Genomic DNA, 15,187 nt, shown 5'->3' with positions numbered 1-15,187 from the left:
GTGCTCAAGGCACCTCGGGCTAACAGCTTGCCATTCACCGCTCTCACTCTAGATCTTATCCCCTCATGCAGACACAAGCGGGCTTGCCCCGCGAAGAGGCCGGTACAGATGAAGCATCAGCTACCGGCGACGGTCATCCGCTCGATCAGCACCGACCCTGTGTGAATGTTGCTGCGTGTCTCAAGATCGCTGCCAATCGCGACTATCTGCTGGAACATGTCCTTCATGTTGCCGGCAATGGTCACTTCCTGAACAGCGTGCTGAATCTCGCCATTCTCGACCCAGAACCCCGCCGCACCGCGCGAATAGTCGCCGGTCACCATGTTCAGCCCATGCCCCATCAACTCGGTCACCAGCAGTCCGCGCCCCATGCGACGAATCAGCGCCGCCTGGTCTTCCACGCCATGGGTGACGTAGAGGTTATGCACGCCACCGGCATTCGCCGTGCTTGGCAGGCCCAGCTTGCGCCCCGAATAGGTGCCCAGCAGGTAGGACACCAGCTCGCCTTTGTCGACGAACGGCTTGGCATAGGTCGCCAGCCCATCGCCGTCGAAGGCGGCGCTGCCCAGCGCGCGAGGGATATGCGGGCGTTCGTCGAGGGTCAGCCAGCTGGGGAACAGGCGTTGCCCCATCGCACCATCGAGGAACGACGACTTGCGGTACAGGTTGCCGCCAGAGATGGCCGAGAGGAAGCTGCCGAACAAACCACCCGCCAGCTCGGCGGAGAACAGCACCGGCACCTCGCAGGTCGGCACCGGGCGGGCGCCGAGGCGGCTCGCCGCGCGCAGGGCTGCGCGCTGGCCGATGCTGCGCGGGTCGGCCAAAAGGTTGCCCTGGCGGTTCACGTCGTACCAGTAGTCGCGCTGCATCTGCCCGTCGCCCTCGGCGATCATCACGCAGCTCAGGCTGTGCCGGGTAGAGGCGTAACCGCCGATGAACCCGTGGCTGTTGCCGTATACCCGGCAACCCTGGTGGGTGTTCAAGGTGGTGCCATCGGCATTGAGAATGCGCGGATCGGCGTCGAACGCCGCAGCCTCGCAGGCCAGCGCCATCTCGATGGCCTTTTCCGGCTCGATGTCCCAGTCATGGTAGAGGTCGAGGTCGGGAATCTCGCGGGCCATCAACGCCGCATCGGCAAGGCCTGCGCATTCGTCCTCGGAGGTGTGCTTGGCAATGGCGAGGGCGGCGGCCACGGTTTCGCGAATCGCCTCCGGGCCACTGGCCGAGGTACTGGCCGAGCCCTTGCGCTGGCCGACATAGAGGGTGATGCCAAAGCCCTGGTCGCGATTGAACTCGACCGTTTCGACTTCGCGCTGGCGCACCGTGGTGGACAGGCCCTGCTCCAGCGATACCGCCACCTCACAGGCGCTGGCACCCTGCCGGCGCGCCTCGGCGACGATCGCTTCGACCTGCTCCTGCAACGCTGGCAGGTCCCTGGGGCCTACGCTCTGGACTGCACTCATGGTTTTCTCCACTCAAATTCTGCGTTCGGCAAGGGTCATTCTACGACCGGGCCGGACAAGCGGCCCCCGACTGGTTATCATGGCGGCGATTTCTAGCGGACTGCCACCATGGTTGATTCATACGACGACGCCTTCGACGGCGAAAAAAGCAAAACCCAGATCAAGCGCGAGCTGCATGCGCTGGTCGAACTCGGCGAGCGCCTGACCACGGTCAAGGCCGATACCCTGGCGCGCCTGCCGCTGACCGACGAGCTGCGCAAGGCCCTGGCCGAGGCCAGCAAGCACACCGCCCACGGCGCACGCAAACGCCACATGTCGTTTGTCGGCAAGCTGATGCGCGACCAGGACCTGGACGCCATCCATGCGGTGCTCGAGCAGATCGACAGCTCCAGCCGCCAGTACAACGAGCGCTTCCACAGCCTGGAACGCTGGCGCGACCGCCTGATCGACGGCAATGACGAAGACCTCGAGCGCTTCGTCAACGAGTACCCCGACACCGACCGCCAGCAGCTGCGTTCGCTGATCCGCCATGCCCAGCACGAAAAAGCGCGGAACAAACCGCCCGCCGCTGCGCGCAAGGTGTTCAAGTACATCCGCGACCTCGACGAAATTCAGCGCGGCCTGCGCTGACGGCAAGCTCCGGGGCTGCCATTCGCGCAGCCCCGGTGCAGCCATCACGCGCCGGTACCGCCGACGGTGATCGCATCCAGCTTCAAGGTCGGCTGGCCAACGCCCACGGGCACCGACTGACCATCCTTGCCACACGTCCCCACGCCACTGTCCAGCGCCAGGTCGCTGCCGACCATCGATACCCGGCTCATGGCCTCAGGCCCGTTGCCGATCAGGGTCGCGCCCTTGACCGGGGCAGTGATCTTGCCGTCCTCGATCAGGTAGGCCTCGCTGGTTGAAAACACGAACTTGCCGCTGGTGATGTCCACCTGGCCGCCGCCGAGGTTGGCGCAGTAGATGCCCTTCTTCACCGAGGCGATGATCTCCTGCGGGTCGCTTTCACCGGCGCGCATGTAGGTGTTGGTCATGCGCGGCATCGGCAGGTGCGCGTAGGATTCGCGGCGGCCGTTGCCGGTCACGGCCATGCCCATCAGGCGGGCGTTGAGCTTGTCCTGCATGTAGCCCTTGAGAATGCCGTTCTCGATCAGCGTGGTGCATTCGGTGGGGGTACCTTCGTCGTCCACGCTCAGCGAACCACGGCGGCCTTCGAGGGTGCCATCGTCGACGATGGTGCACAGGCTCGATGCCACTTTCTCACCCAGGCGGCCACTGAACGCCGAGCTGCCCTTGCGGTTGAAGTCACCTTCCAGGCCATGGCCCACGGCCTCGTGCAGCAGCACGCCCGACCAGCCCGAACCCAGCACCACTGGCAGGGTGCCCGCCGGCGCCGGGATCGCTTCCAGGTTCACCAGCGCCTGGCGCAGCGCTTCGCGGGCGTAACCCATGACCTTCTCTTCGGTGAAGAAGCGGTAGTCGGTACGCCCGCCACCGCCCTGCCCACCGCGCTCGCGACGGCCGTTCTGCTCGACGATGACGCTGACATTGAAACGCACCAGCGGCCGCACATCGGCCGCCAGGCTGCCGTCGGCGGCAGCAATCAGGATGCGCTCCCAGACCCCGGCCATGCTCACGCTGACCTGCTGGATGCGCGGGTCCAGCGCACGGGTGGCGGCGTCCACGCGCTTGAGCAGCTCGACCTTCTCGGCGCGGCTGAGCACATCCAGCGGGTTATCGGGCGCATACAGGGCCGTCACGTCCTGGCTGCGGAAGGCCTGCACCTTGCCGTTCTGGCCCGCACGGGAAATCGAACGCGCAGCGCGTGCCGCCGAGGTCAGCGCCTCGAGGTTGATCGCGTTGCTGTAGGCGAAACCGGTCTTTTCACCCGACTGGGCACGCACGCCCACGCCCTGGTCGAGGTTGAAGCTGCCTTCCTTGACGATGCCGTCCTCCAGCGCCCAGGTTTCCGAAATCTGGCCCTGGAAATACAGGTCGGCGGCGTCGATGCCCGGGCCGGCCAACTCGCCCAGCACAGCCTGCAGGCTGTCCAGGGTCAGTCCGCCTGGGGCCAGGAGCTGCTCGCTGACGGTGGATAACATCTGGCTCATAGTCACTCCGAGGTGTGCGCAGGGCGCAAGGCGTCCTGCGAGAAAAAGCGCCGGTGCGAAACCACCGGCATGCGCGCCCGTATGGACGCTTGTTCGTCAGGGTCGCGCGCGGCGATCAATACCGCCTCGCCGCGCGCCTGTTCGGCAACGATCCGCCCCCAGGGGTCGATGATCGCCGCTTGCCCGTGGGTTTCCCGCGGGCCGGGGTGGGTGCCGCCCTGGGCCGCCGCCAGCACATAGCACTGGGTCTCGATGGCGCGGGCGCGAATCAGCACTTCCCAGTGCGCTGCCCCTGTGACCGCAGTGAACGCGGCAGGTGCCGTGATCAGTTCCGCGCCGGCGCCGCGCAGGGCGCTGTACAGCTCGGGGAAGCGCAAGTCGTAGCAGACGCTGAGCCCCACGCGCCCGACTGGCGTATCGGCCACCACCACCTGGGCGCCGTGGGCGTAGTCGTCGGACTCACGGTAGCGGCCGCGGTTGTCGGCCACATCGACGTCGAACAGGTGCAGCTTGTCATAACGCGCCGCCACCTCACCGTGTTCGTCGATCAGCAACGAGCAGGCATGGGCCTTGGCCTCGGGCCGACCTTCGGGCGGCAACGGCAAGGTGCCGGCAACTATCCATAATCTGAGGTCGCGGGCGGTGCGTTTCAACCAGGGCAGTATCGGCCCCTCGCCCATGGCTTCGGCACGGCCGATGGCGGCGGCGTCCTTGCGGCCCATGGCCGCGAAGTTCTCGGGCAGCACCGCCAGCCGGGCGCCGCCGAAGGCCGCCTGTTCAAGCAGAGCACCCGCCCGCTGCAGGTTGGCCAGCACATCGTCCTGGCTGACCATCTGGATAACCGCTGCCTTCATGGGCACTCCCGGGACTACTTGTTGAAGGGTTTCACAAAGGTGATTCTAGGCTCTTTCCACGGCCCTTCGACGCGATAGTGCACGCTGGCAAAGCGCGATACCCGGTCGCCGATCAGCCGGTCGACCAGGAACAGCGCCCCGCCGACCGCCGGCGCGCCCACGATCAGCGCTGCCAGGGGCAGGTTGTTGGTCACAGGCAGAGTCACCTGCAGGTTGGCATCGACTCGGTCACGAACCATGTCCAGGGTGCCATCGAGCTCGAAATTGCTCGATGGCCCGGTCACGGTGATCGGCTCGCGGGTCACGTAGACCCCGTTGCTGGCCACCAGCAAGCCTTTGACCCGGTCGTAGGCCAGGCCCTTGTCGAACAGGTCGGAGAAGTCCAGGCGCAGCCGGCGGCCGATCGAGTTGAAGTTGAGCAGGCCGAACACGCGCAGGGCCTGGGCGCTGCCCTCCACTTCGACGAACTGGCCGCTGTTCAACGCCGCATCCATGCTGCCCGAGAAGCGCTTCAGGCCGACCCAGGCCGGCGAACCGGGCCAGCGGCCATCCACGTCCAGGCGGAAATCGCGGCTGGTCACGGTAGGGGCGAAGCCCCAGCCCTTGAGCACATCGGCCAGGTTCTTGCCTTTCAGGCGGCCTTTGTACCAGCTGCTGGTGGCGCCGGGGGTGCCCTCCCAGCCGCCGCCGCCGTCGACCTGCAGCCCCTTGAAGTCCAGCTGGACATCCTGCGCGGCCACACCGCGCGCGGTCGGGCGCAGCTTCAGGGCTGCACTGCCGAACAGGTCGTTGCCGCGGTACAGCTTGTCGATGCTCAGGTCCAGCGCCGGCACCTTGCGCGGGTCGAATGTGGCCAGCGGGTCAGGGCCTTCCTCGGCTTGCGCCTGTGCAGGGTCGGCGGCAGGCAGGCGTAAGGTCTGCAGCCGCACGGTCAGCGGCGCGGCCTTGGCATCCGGCAACCGGGCATTGCCGATCACTTCCTTGCTGTCCAGGCGCAGGTCCCAGGCCGGGCCACTGCGCGCCAGGCGCACCACTGCCTGGTTCAGGTCCATGCCAAAGGCTTTGAGCTGGCCGATGCTCAGGTCGACGCTCTGCAGGTTCTGCCGGGCATTGCCGCCCGGGTCGTCGCCCGCCAGGCGCGATGCCTGCTCCTGCCAGGGCGCCAGGTCCAGTTTGTCCAGCCGCCCGCGCACGCGCAGGCCCTGGCTGGCGGGCAGTTGCGCGGTGCCGGCGCCCAGCAGCAACTCGCCACGGCCCTGGCCGAGCTTGTCGGGCGGCGCGGCATAGGCAAACCGGGCAAGGTCGTCGTAGGCCGCATCGAAGCGCCGCTCCTGGCCTTGCAGGTTCATGCCGAAACGGGTGTTGCGGGTTTCTTGCGCGGCCTTGCCGAAGGGGGCCGGCAGGTCGATGGCCAGGCCCTTGAGCGAAGAATTGACGCTCAGGCTGTTGTCACGGCTGCCCAGGTTGACCTGCAACTGGTAGGGCAGCTCGCCCGAGGCGGGCAGCGCCTGCTTGAACTGCAGCCACTCGGTCAGGGCCTTGAGCGCTACCTGGCCGTTGGCATTGATGCGAGTCTGCATCTGCCCGCCCTGGCCTTCGGCGGTGATCTGCGCGGTCACCGGCTTGCCGAACGCCTGCAGGGCAATGTTCTTGCCGCTGAGCCCCTTGTCGAAATCGAAGCTGAAATCGCCCTTCAGGCGGCTCAGCTCCAAGGTGGGTGGCGCCACCTTCAGGCGCGCGTCGGACGTGGCGAAGTCCACCTGCACTTTCGGCCGCTCGCCGTGGGCCAGGGGGATGTCGAGCTTGACCTTGCCCTTGAGCGGCCCTTCGCCTTCCCAGCCGGCAAAGATCTCGCCCGTGCCGATCGGCGCCTCTTTGAGAATCTTCAGGCCGTCGCCGAGGCTGCCGTCGAAGCGGCCGTCGAGGAACAGGTGGCTGTGCTCGTTGCCCTCGACGTGGGGGATATTGACGGTGACGTCACTGACCTTGGTATCGAGCAGCAGGCCCTTGCTGGCCTTGATGCGCACACCGCTGTCCTCGATCAGCACATCGCCATCGACATGCTGCACCTGGGGCCAGCCCGGCTGGAAGTCCAAGGCCGCGTCATGCACCTTGAAGAACAGGCTGATGCTGCGCGACTCAGGCGTCGCGCCATGGTTGAGCGAGCCCTGGTACTGGAAGTAGCCCTGGTCGACATTGCCTTTGACGATGGCGCTGCGCAGCCACTCGTCGAGTGCCGGGCTGAGCACCTCGGGCAGGTACTTGGCGGTGTAGCGGCCGTCGCCTTCGGTCAGGCCCACACGCAGGTCCATGTAGCTCTCGGTGCCTTCGGCGAACAGCAGGCGAATCAGGAAATCGCCGGCGATCTTGCCCTCCTCGCCCAACACCTTCAGGTACGGAGCGATCAGGGTGAAGCCGTCCTTGTCCAGGGCATAGGTCAGGCGCGCATTGGCTTTCTCGTAGTGCCAGGGTTTGGCGAAGATCGGGTACAGGTGCAGCATGAAGGCATCGGTATCCAGGCGCAGTTCGCCATGCCCGAGGTCACCACTGATGCTGCCGCTGACATTGCCGGCGGCCGGCGCACCGTGATAGGCATCGAAGCCCACCTTCTCCAGGTTCGCCGCAAACTGCAGGCGCTGGTCGCCTTCGGCCTTGGGCCGCACCTCGAGTTGCACATTGCGCAGGGCACCTGTGACCTTCAAGGCATCGACCACGGTAATGAGTTTCTCCGGCAGCGGAGCCAGGGCATCGATCAGCGGGGTCAGTGGGGTCAGGTCGAGGCGGTCAGCCTGCACCTGCCAGCTTTCAGCCGCAGGTTCGGCGCCTGGCCGCTGGCGCAGCTGCAGGTGAGACTCCCAACGGGTCTTGCCGATGTTGGTGGCCAGCGAATCGACGACCACATCGAAACCTTGCGCCTGGCGCTGGAACCACGCCGACAGCGCCAGGTTATCCAGGGTCACGGCCTTGCGCCCGGTGTAGGCACCGCGCAGCTGGGGCGCGTTGAGGCGCACCACGGCCTGTTGCAGTTGGCCTTTGCTCCAGTCAACCCAGAATTCGCCACCGGCACGCAGCGCCTGGGCCTGCCACTGGCCAAGCAGGCGCGGCGGCAGCCAGCTCGCCCAGTCGCTCTGCGGCAGGCTCAGGTAAACCTGGGCCTCGCCGTCACGCCAATTGCTGGCCGTGGCCCGGCTGCGCAGGTTGACCGCCAGGGGCTGGCCGTCGGGCAGTGTCGCACGCAGGTCCAGGGCCTGGCGCGAGGCGCCGGCCTTGAGGCCGAGGCTTACATAGGTGAGGGTCAGCGGGTCGCGCTGCCAGGGCTGCAGCGTTACCTGGCTGTCGAACACATCGATGCGCCCCAGCTGGCGCAGGCGCTCGAGCAGCTCGGCCGGGTCCAGTGGCGCGTCGTCTTTCTTCGGCAAGCCTTCGAGGGCCCAGGCGCCCTGCTCGTCTTCACGCAGGATCAGTTGCAGGCCAGCGAGCTGGATATGCGCCAGGCGCACCTCGCGCGAAGTCAGGCTGGCCCACAGGTCGGGCACCAGCTTGACCTCATCGAGGCGCAAGGCCGAGGCGCCGTCGCCCAGTTGCAGGTCACGCACGCTGAGCACCGGGGCCAGGCCACTCCAGCGGCCTTCCAGGGCGCCCACATGCACCGGCAGGCCCAAGGCCTGTTCGGCCTTGGCCTCGACGTCGGCGCGGTATTCGGCCACCAGCGGCACCAACTCGCGCCCTAGGCTGACGTACAACGCCACCAGCACCGCCAACAGGGCGCAGATACCCAGGCCCCAGCGGGTCAAGGCGACAAGAACGCGGGTCAGACGTCCCATGGCCATGGCCCTCCGATTCGTTTATCCATGATGGCTGCTGGTACCGCTTTTGCCAGCCCGGCCATCATGTGGCGTGCGTCAGAAAGCCTCAGAGCAGCACCACATCGTATTGTTCCTGCGAGTACATCGACTCGACCTGGAAGCGAATGGTTCGACCGATGAAGGTTTCAAGCTCGGCCACGTTGCCCGATTCTTCATCGAGCAGGCGGTCCACCACCTTCTGGTTGGCCAGCACCCGGTAGCCCTCTGCCTGGTAGGCGCGGGCTTCGCGGAGGATCTCGCGGAAGATTTCGTAACAGATGGTTTCCGGGGTCTTCAGCTTGCCGCGGCCCTGGCAGGCGACGCAGGGCTCGCACAGCACCTGTTCGAGGCTTTCGCGGGTGCGCTTGCGGGTCATCTGCACCAGGCCCAGCTCGGTGATGCCGATGATGTTGGTCTTGGCATGGTCGCGTTCGAGCTGCTTTTCCAGGGTGCGCAGCACCTGGCGCTGATGCTCTTCGTCTTCCATGTCGATGAAGTCGATGATGATGATGCCGCCGATGTTGCGCAGGCGCAGTTGCCGGGCAATGGCGGTGGCCGCTTCGAGGTTGGTCTTGAAGATGGTCTCTTCAAGGTTGCGATGGCCAACGAAGGCGCCGGTGTTGACGTCGATGGTGGTCATCGCCTCGGCCGGGTCGACCACCAGGTAGCCACCCGACTTGAGCGGCACCTTGCGCTCCAGGGCGCGCTGGATTTCGTCCTCGACCCCATACAAGTCAAAAATTGGGCGCTCGCCGGGGTAATGTTCCAGACGGTCGGCAATCTCCGGCATCAATTCGCCGACGAACTGCGTGGTTTTCTGGAAGGTTTCCCGCGAGTCGATGCGGATTTTCTCGATTTTCGGGTTGACCAGGTCGCGCAGGGTACGCAGGGCCAGGCCCAGGTCTTCGTAGATGACGGTGGGTGCGCCGCAGGTCTGGATCTGGCTGCCGATCTGCTCCCACAGGCGGCGCAGGTAGCGGATGTCCTGGAGGATCTCTTCGGCACGCGCGCCTTCGGCGGCGGTGCGCAGGATGAAACCACCGGCGTCCTTGATGTTCTCGTTGTTGATGCAGTCGCTGACCACCTGCTTGAGGCGCTCGCGCTCGGCTTCATCTTCGATCTTCAGGGAAATACCGACATGGCTGCTGCGCGGCATGTACACCAGGTAGCGCGAGGGAATCGACAGCTGGGTGGTCAGGCGTGCGCCCTTGGTGCCGATCGGGTCCTTGGTGACCTGCACCACCAGCGCCTGGCCCTCATGCACCAGGGCAGTGATGGTCTCCACCGCCGAGCCTTCGCGCTGGGAAATTTCCGAGGCATGGATGAACGCCGCGCGCTCGAGGCCAATGTCGACGAACGCCGCCTGCATGCCCGGCAGCACGCGCACCACCTTGCCTTTGTAGATATTGCCGACGATGCCGCGGCGCAGGGTGCGCTCGACGTGCACTTCCTGCAGCACCCCGTTTTCCACCACCGCCACACGTGATTCCATCGGGGTGATGTTGATCAGGATCTCTTCACTCATGGCAGGCTCTCGTCAAAGGTCTTCGCTAATGATGGATCGCGCGTGCCAGGCTGGCCACCGCTGGTTTCTATTACCTCTGGCAAAGCGCCGGTACCTGCCAGCAGGCGATACCGAATTGGCCGAGCAGTTCGGCCGTTTCACTCAAGGGCAGGCCGACCACCGCCGAATAGCTTCCTTCAAGCCCGGTGACGAATACCGCCCCCAGGCCCTGGATGGCATAGCCGCCGGCCTTGTCCGCCGGCTCGCCACTGGCCCAGTAGCGTTCGGCTTCTGCAGGGCTGATGGGGCGAAAGCGCACGTTGCTGGCGACACACAGGCTCTGGCAGCGCTGGCCATCGCTCACTGCGACGGCGGTCAGCACCTGATGCGCGCGGCCAGACAGCTCGGCCAGCATGGCCAGGGCATGTTCGCGGTTTTCCGGCTTGCCGAGAATACGACCATCGAGCACCACCGCCGTGTCTGCGCCAAGCGTTAGCGCCGGGGCGCCCAGGCTGGCAAGGCCGGCCTCGGCCTTGGCCACGGCCAGGCGCTCGACGTAGGCCTCGGCGCTTTCGCCGGGCAGCGGGGTTTCATCGATGGGGGCACTGACAGGGGTGAACGGCACGCCGATCTGGGTCAGCAGTTCACGCCGACGGGGGGAGCCGGAGGCCAGGTAAAGCGGGTTCATGCAGACATCTCCCTGTCAGTGGCGCCAGCGCCGTCAGTTGATATGCAAGCGCCGGCGCAGGTCGCGCAGGGCGAAACTGATCCAGGGCCAGAGCAAGGCGCTGATGACCGCCGACCAGACCAGCGCCAGGGTCGGCAGGCGGTTGCCGGTGAGCGCGCTGAGCCACAGCTGGATCAGCTGGGCGATGCCGAAGATCACCAGGATCACCAGGCTCTGCTGCCACATCGGGAACATGCGCAGGCGCTGCTGCAGGGACAGCACCAGGAAGGTGATCAGGGTCAGGATCAGGGCGTTCTGCCCCAGCAGCGTGCCATACAGCACATCCTCGGCCAGGCCGAGCACGAACGCGGTGGTCATGCCCACCTTGTTCGGCACCATGAGGGTCCAGAACGACACCAGCAGCGCCAGCCACATGGGCCGGAACACTTCGAGGAACTGCGGCATGGGGGAAACGCTGAGCAGCAGGCCGATGGCGAACGTCAGCCAGATGACCCAACCGTGGTTACGGCGCGACTTGGCCATCATTGCCTCCGTGGGTGAGCAGGTGCCGCGGGCGCCGGCGCCGGGCTGGCGGGCGCAGCGGCGGGAGCAGGTGCCCCGGCAGCGGGGGCCGGGGTACTGGCCGGCGCGGCCTGATCGCCATTGGCGGCTGGCTGGGCCGGGTTCGTCGCGCCCTTGCGGTCAGCTTCTTCCTGGGCAATCGCCGCTTCGGTGGCGCGCTGCTCCGGCGTGCGCCGGTCGCTGAACACCAGCAGCATGTAGCGGCTGCGGTTGAGCGCGGCGGTGGGAATGGCGCGAACGATGGCGAAAGGCTGGCCGGAGTCGTGGATCACTTCGTTGACCGTGGCCACCGGGTAGCCGGCCGGGAAGCGCTGGCCCATGCCGGAGCTCACCAGCAGGTCGCCTTCCTTGATGTCGGCGGTGTCCGCCACATGGCGCAGCTCCAGGCGTTCCGGGTTGCCGGTACCGCTGGCGATGGCGCGCAGGCCGTTGCGGTTGACCTGCACCGGGATGCTATGGGTGGTGTCGGTGAGCAGCAGCACCCGCGAGGTGTACGGCATCAGCTCGACCACCTGGCCCATCAGGCCGCGGGCATCGAGCACCGGCTGGCCGAGGAACACGCCGTCGCGCTCGCCCTTGTTGATCAGGATGCGGTGGGTGAACGGGTTGGGGTCGACACCGATCAGCTCGGCCACTTCGACCTTTTCATTGACCAGCGCCGAAGAGTTGAGCAACTCGCGCAGGCGCACGTTCTGCTCGGTCAGGGCCGCCAGCTTCTGCAGGCGCCCCTGCAGCAGCAGGGCTTCGGTCTTGAGCTTTTCGTTCTCGGCGATCAGTTCGGTACGGCTGCCGAACTGGCCGGCCACACCTTGCCACGCACGTTGCGGCAGGTCGGTGATCCAGTACGACTCCATCAGCACCAGGCCCATCTGGCTGCGCACGGGCTTGAGCACGTCGAAGCGCGCGTCGACAACCATCAACGCGACCGACATGACTACCAGAACGAGCAGGCGAACGCCCAGCGAGGGGCCCTTGGAGAAAAGCGGTTTAATGGGCCGTTCCTCGTGGACGACTCAGGAGGTCATTGGACATGGGACAACGCACCAGCCTGGTTGCGGGTTGACGGAAACGACGCCCGGAAGGACGCCAGCCCAGCGCATACAGGTAGCACTGCGCGTGCTACCTGTAAACCGGGCACTGGAAAGCGGCGCAGATCACTCGCTCGAGAGCAGGTCCATCGCGTGCTTGTCCATCATTTCCAGGGCGCGACCGCCGCCACGGGCGACGCAGGTCAGCGGGTCCTCGGCAACGATCACCGGCAGGCCGGTTTCCTGGGCCAGCAGCTTGTCCAGGTCGCGCAGCAGCGCGCCACCACCGGTCAGCACCAGGCCGCGCTCGGCGATGTCGGAGGCCAGCTCCGGCGGCGATTGCTCCAGGGCGCTCTTGACCGCCTGAACGATGGTCGCCAGCGACTCCTGCAGCGCTTCGAGCACTTCGTTGGAGTTCAGGGTGAAGGCGCGTGGTACGCCCTCGGCCAGGTTACGGCCGCGCACGTCGACTTCGCGCACTTCGCCGCCTGGGTAGGCGGTGCCGATTTCCTGCTTGATGCGCTCGGCGGTGGATTCGCCGATCAGGCTGCCGTAGTTGCGGCGCACGTAGGTGACGATGGCTTCGTCGAAACGGTCGCCGCCCACACGCACGGACTCGGCGTAGACCACGCCGTTGAGCGAGATCAGGGCGATTTCGGTGGTACCACCGCCGATGTCGACGACCATCGAGCCACGCGCTTCCTCGACCGGCAGGCCGGCACCGATGGCAGCGGCCATCGGTTCTTCGATCAGGAACACTTCACGGGCACCGGCACCCAGGGCCGACTCGCGAATGGCGCGGCGCTCTACCTGGGTCGACTTGCACGGCACGCAGATCAGCACGCGAGGGCTGGGCTGCAGGAAGCTGTTTTCGTGAACCTTGTTGATGAAGTACTGCAACATTTTTTCACAAACGCTGAAGTCGGCGATGACGCCGTCCTTCATCGGACGAATGGCAGCAATGTTGCCAGGCGTGCGGCCCAGCATGCGCTTGGCTTCGGTACCGACGGCCACGACGCTTTTCTGGTTGCCGTGGGTACGGATGGCAACAACCGAGGGCTCATTCAGGACGATACCGCGCTCACGCACGTAAATAAGGGTGTTGGCAGTACCCAGGTCGATGGACAGATCGCTGGAAAACATGCCACGCAGTTTCTTGAACATGGGAAAGTGACCCTGGGGAAAGCGTGGGTAAAAAAGTGCGGCAAACTCTAACAATGGCAGGGATTTTGGGCAAGGAGCCAATATGTTAAATTGGTCGTTTTTCCGAGCATGCCAGCCGATGATCGCGGCCGTATGACCGCCAGAAAGCTGACATGTTCCTCATCGCGGACCCTTTTCCGTTCTTTGTTTCCCCTGGAGATTCCCATGGCGCTTGAACGCTGCGACGTGGAAAAGATCGCCCATCTGGCCCGCCTGGGCCTGAATGAAGGCGAACTGCCACGCATTACCGACGCCCTGAACAGCATTCTCGGCCTGGTCGACCAGATGCAAGCGGTCGACACCACCGGCATCGAGCCCCTGGCCCACCCGCTGGAGGCCAGCCAGCGCCTGCGTCCGGACCAGGTCACCGAAAGCAACCAGCGCGAGGCCTACCAGGCCATCGCACCCTCGACCGAAAGCGGTCTGTACCTGGTTCCGAAAGTCATCGAGTAAGGGATAGAGCCTGCCATGCATCAATTGACCCTGGCCGAGATCGCCCGCGGACTCGCCGACAAGTCGTTTTCCTCCGAAGAGCTGACCGGCGCGCTGCTGGCGCGCATCAAGCAGCTCGACCCGCAACTCAACAGCTTCATCAGCGTCACCGAGGAGCTGGCCCTGGGCCAGGCCCGTGCCGCCGACGCCCGTCGCGCCGCTGGCGAAGCCGGCGCGCTGCTGGGTGCCCCCATCGCCCACAAGGACCTGTTCTGCACCCAGGGCGTGCGCACCAGCTGCGGCTCGAAGATGCTCGACAACTTCAAGGCGCCGTATGATGCCACCGTGGTTGCCAAGCTGGCCGAAGCCGGCATGGTCACCCTGGGCAAGACCAACATGGACGAGTTCGCCATGGGTTCGGCCAACGAATCCAGCCACTACGGCGCGGTGAAGAACCCGTGGAACCTCGAGCACGTGCCTGGCGGCTCGTCCGGTGGCTCCGCCGCGGCCGTGGCCGCGCGCCTGCTGCCGGCCACCACCGGCACCGACACCGGCGGCTCGATCCGCCAGCCGGCTGCGCTGACCAACCTCACCGGCCTGAAACCGACGTACGGTCGTGTTTCGCGCTGGGGCATGATCGCCTACGCCTCGAGCCTCGACCAGGGCGGCCCGCTGGCCCGCACTGCCGAAGACTGCGCGCTGCTGCTGCAAGGCATGGCCGGCTTCGACACCAAGGACTCCACCAGCATCGACGAGCCGGTGCCGGACTACAGCGCCAACCTCAACGCCTCGCTGCAGGGCCTGCGCATCGGCCTGCCGAAGGAATACTTCGGCGCCGGCCTCGACCCGCGCATCGCCGAACGGGTGCAGGCCAGCGTCAAGGAGCTGGAAAAGCTCGGCGCGGTGGTCAAGGAAATCAGCCTGCCGAACATGCAGCACGCCATCCCGGCGTACTACGTGATCGCGCCGGCAGAAGCCTCCTCCAACCTGTCGCGTTTCGACGGCGTGCGCTTCGGCTACCGCTGCGAAGAGCCCAAGGACCTCACCGACCTGTACAAGCGCTCCCGTGGCGAAGGCTTCGGTGCCGAAGTGCAGCGGCGCATCATGGTCGGCACCTACGCCCTGTCGGCCGGCTACTACGATGCCTACTACGTCAAGGCGCAGCAGATTCGCCGCCTGATCAAGAACGACTTCATGGCCGCCTTCGAGGGCGTCGACCTGATCCTCGGCCCGACCACGCCGAACCCGGCCTGGAAGCTTGGCGCCAAGAGCAGCGACCCGGTCGCCGCCTACCTTGAAGACGTCTACACCATCACCGCCAACCTGGCGGGCCTGCCGGGCCTGTCGATGCCAGCCGGCTTCGTCGATGGCCTGCCGGTCGGCGTGCAGCTGCTGGCCCCGTACTTCCAGGAAGGCCGCCTGCTCAACGTCGCGCACCGCTACCAGCAAGTCACCGACTGGCACACCCGCGCCCCCAACGGCTTCTGAGGAATTC

The 15,187-nt window shown here is 65.9% G+C and carries 12 protein-coding genes; 3 read left to right on the top strand and 9 right to left on the bottom strand.

Annotation, left to right across the window (positions count from 1 at the left end; translation table 11 throughout):
• Positions 1-116 precede the first annotated feature (116 nt).
• Positions 117-1,463 carry a metalloprotease PmbA gene (gene pmbA, locus ACIPG5_RS12140; protein WP_401375202.1) on the bottom strand — a complete coding sequence of 449 codons (1,347 nt, stop codon included), beginning with the start codon at positions 1,461-1,463 and terminating at the stop codon, positions 117-119.
• 108 nt (positions 1,464-1,571) lie between these two features.
• Here pmbA and yjgA point away from each other — a divergent pair, with 108 nt between their 5' ends.
• Positions 1,572-2,093 carry a ribosome biogenesis factor YjgA gene (yjgA, locus tag ACIPG5_RS12135; RefSeq protein WP_176517444.1) on the top strand — a complete coding sequence of 174 codons (522 nt, stop codon included), beginning with the start codon at positions 1,572-1,574 and terminating at the stop codon, positions 2,091-2,093.
• 44 nt (positions 2,094-2,137) lie between these two features.
• Here yjgA and tldD read toward each other — a convergent pair whose 3' ends face one another.
• The 8 genes from tldD to mreB all read right to left on the bottom strand — a co-directional run bounded on the left by tldD (position 2,138) and on the right by mreB (position 13,221).
• Complete coding sequence (gene tldD / locus ACIPG5_RS12130) at positions 2,138-3,577, bottom strand: metalloprotease TldD (RefSeq protein ID WP_401375199.1); 1,440 nt, start codon at positions 3,575-3,577, stop codon at positions 2,138-2,140.
• Between the two features lie 2 nt (positions 3,578-3,579).
• Entirely contained in the window at positions 3,580-4,431 is an 852-nt protein-coding gene (locus tag ACIPG5_RS12125) for a carbon-nitrogen hydrolase family protein (protein ID WP_401375196.1), read from the bottom strand.
• Between the two features lie 14 nt (positions 4,432-4,445).
• A complete protein-coding gene (locus ACIPG5_RS12120) occupies positions 4,446-8,261 on the bottom strand; it encodes a YhdP family protein (RefSeq protein WP_401375193.1) in 3,816 nt (1,271 codons plus the stop codon).
• 82 nt (positions 8,262-8,343) lie between these two features.
• Complete coding sequence (rng, locus tag ACIPG5_RS12115; protein ID WP_176517448.1) at positions 8,344-9,801, bottom strand: ribonuclease G; 1,458 nt, start codon at positions 9,799-9,801, stop codon at positions 8,344-8,346.
• Between the two features lie 70 nt (positions 9,802-9,871).
• Positions 9,872-10,468, bottom strand: coding sequence for a Maf family protein (locus ACIPG5_RS12110; RefSeq protein WP_401375189.1), 597 nt, complete (start codon positions 10,466-10,468; stop codon positions 9,872-9,874).
• Between the two features lie 33 nt (positions 10,469-10,501).
• The gene (gene mreD, locus ACIPG5_RS12105; protein ID WP_176517450.1) at positions 10,502-10,990 is read right to left on the bottom strand and encodes a rod shape-determining protein MreD; all 489 of its coding nucleotides are present in this window, start codon (positions 10,988-10,990) and stop codon (positions 10,502-10,504) included.
• The gene (gene mreC / locus ACIPG5_RS12100; protein ID WP_401375216.1) at positions 10,990-12,021 is read right to left on the bottom strand and encodes a rod shape-determining protein MreC; all 1,032 of its coding nucleotides are present in this window, start codon (positions 12,019-12,021) and stop codon (positions 10,990-10,992) included. The genes mreD and mreC overlap by 1 nt, the downstream gene beginning before the upstream one ends.
• Positions 12,022-12,183: 162 nt before the next feature.
• Positions 12,184-13,221 carry a rod shape-determining protein MreB gene (mreB, locus tag ACIPG5_RS12095; protein ID WP_003255163.1) on the bottom strand — a complete coding sequence of 346 codons (1,038 nt, stop codon included), beginning with the start codon at positions 13,219-13,221 and terminating at the stop codon, positions 12,184-12,186.
• Between the two features lie 204 nt (positions 13,222-13,425).
• On the opposite strand from mreB, the gene gatC reads away from it, so the two are divergent.
• Both gatC and gatA read left to right on the top strand, forming a co-directional pair.
• Positions 13,426-13,713: an Asp-tRNA(Asn)/Glu-tRNA(Gln) amidotransferase subunit GatC gene (gene gatC / locus ACIPG5_RS12090; protein ID WP_176517451.1), complete on the top strand. Its 288-nt coding sequence runs from the start codon at positions 13,426-13,428 to the stop codon at positions 13,711-13,713.
• Between the two features lie 15 nt (positions 13,714-13,728).
• Positions 13,729-15,180, top strand: a complete 1,452-nt coding sequence (gene gatA, locus ACIPG5_RS12085; RefSeq protein WP_176517452.1) for an Asp-tRNA(Asn)/Glu-tRNA(Gln) amidotransferase subunit GatA — start codon at positions 13,729-13,731, stop codon at positions 15,178-15,180.
• The last annotated feature ends 7 nt before the right edge of the window (positions 15,181-15,187 follow it).

It is taken from the genome of Pseudomonas sp. NPDC087029 (genome assembly GCF_044745345.1).
GTDB lineage: Bacteria > Pseudomonadota > Gammaproteobacteria > Pseudomonadales > Pseudomonadaceae > Aquipseudomonas > Aquipseudomonas faucium.
This window is presented reverse-complemented; position numbering and strand designations above follow the sequence as displayed.

Coding starts and splice junctions, on each gene's coding strand:
- pmbA (WP_401375202.1), bottom strand. CDS start 1,463: ATGAGTGCAGTCCAGAGCGTAGGCCCCAGGGACCTGCCAGCGTTGCAG.
- yjgA (WP_176517444.1), top strand. CDS start 1,572: ATGGTTGATTCATACGACGACGCCTTCGACGGCGAAAAAAGCAAAACC.
- tldD (WP_401375199.1), bottom strand. CDS start 3,577: ATGAGCCAGATGTTATCCACCGTCAGCGAGCAGCTCCTGGCCCCAGGC.
- ACIPG5_RS12125 (WP_401375196.1), bottom strand. CDS start 4,431: ATGAAGGCAGCGGTTATCCAGATGGTCAGCCAGGACGATGTGCTGGCC.
- ACIPG5_RS12120 (WP_401375193.1), bottom strand. CDS start 8,261: ATGGCCATGGGACGTCTGACCCGCGTTCTTGTCGCCTTGACCCGCTGG.
- rng (WP_176517448.1), bottom strand. CDS start 9,801: ATGAGTGAAGAGATCCTGATCAACATCACCCCGATGGAATCACGTGTG.
- ACIPG5_RS12110 (WP_401375189.1), bottom strand. CDS start 10,468: ATGAACCCGCTTTACCTGGCCTCCGGCTCCCCCCGTCGGCGTGAACTG.
- mreD (WP_176517450.1), bottom strand. CDS start 10,990: ATGGCCAAGTCGCGCCGTAACCACGGTTGGGTCATCTGGCTGACGTTC.
- mreB (WP_003255163.1), bottom strand. CDS start 13,221: ATGTTCAAGAAACTGCGTGGCATGTTTTCCAGCGATCTGTCCATCGAC.
- gatC (WP_176517451.1), top strand. CDS start 13,426: ATGGCGCTTGAACGCTGCGACGTGGAAAAGATCGCCCATCTGGCCCGC.
- gatA (WP_176517452.1), top strand. CDS start 13,729: ATGCATCAATTGACCCTGGCCGAGATCGCCCGCGGACTCGCCGACAAG.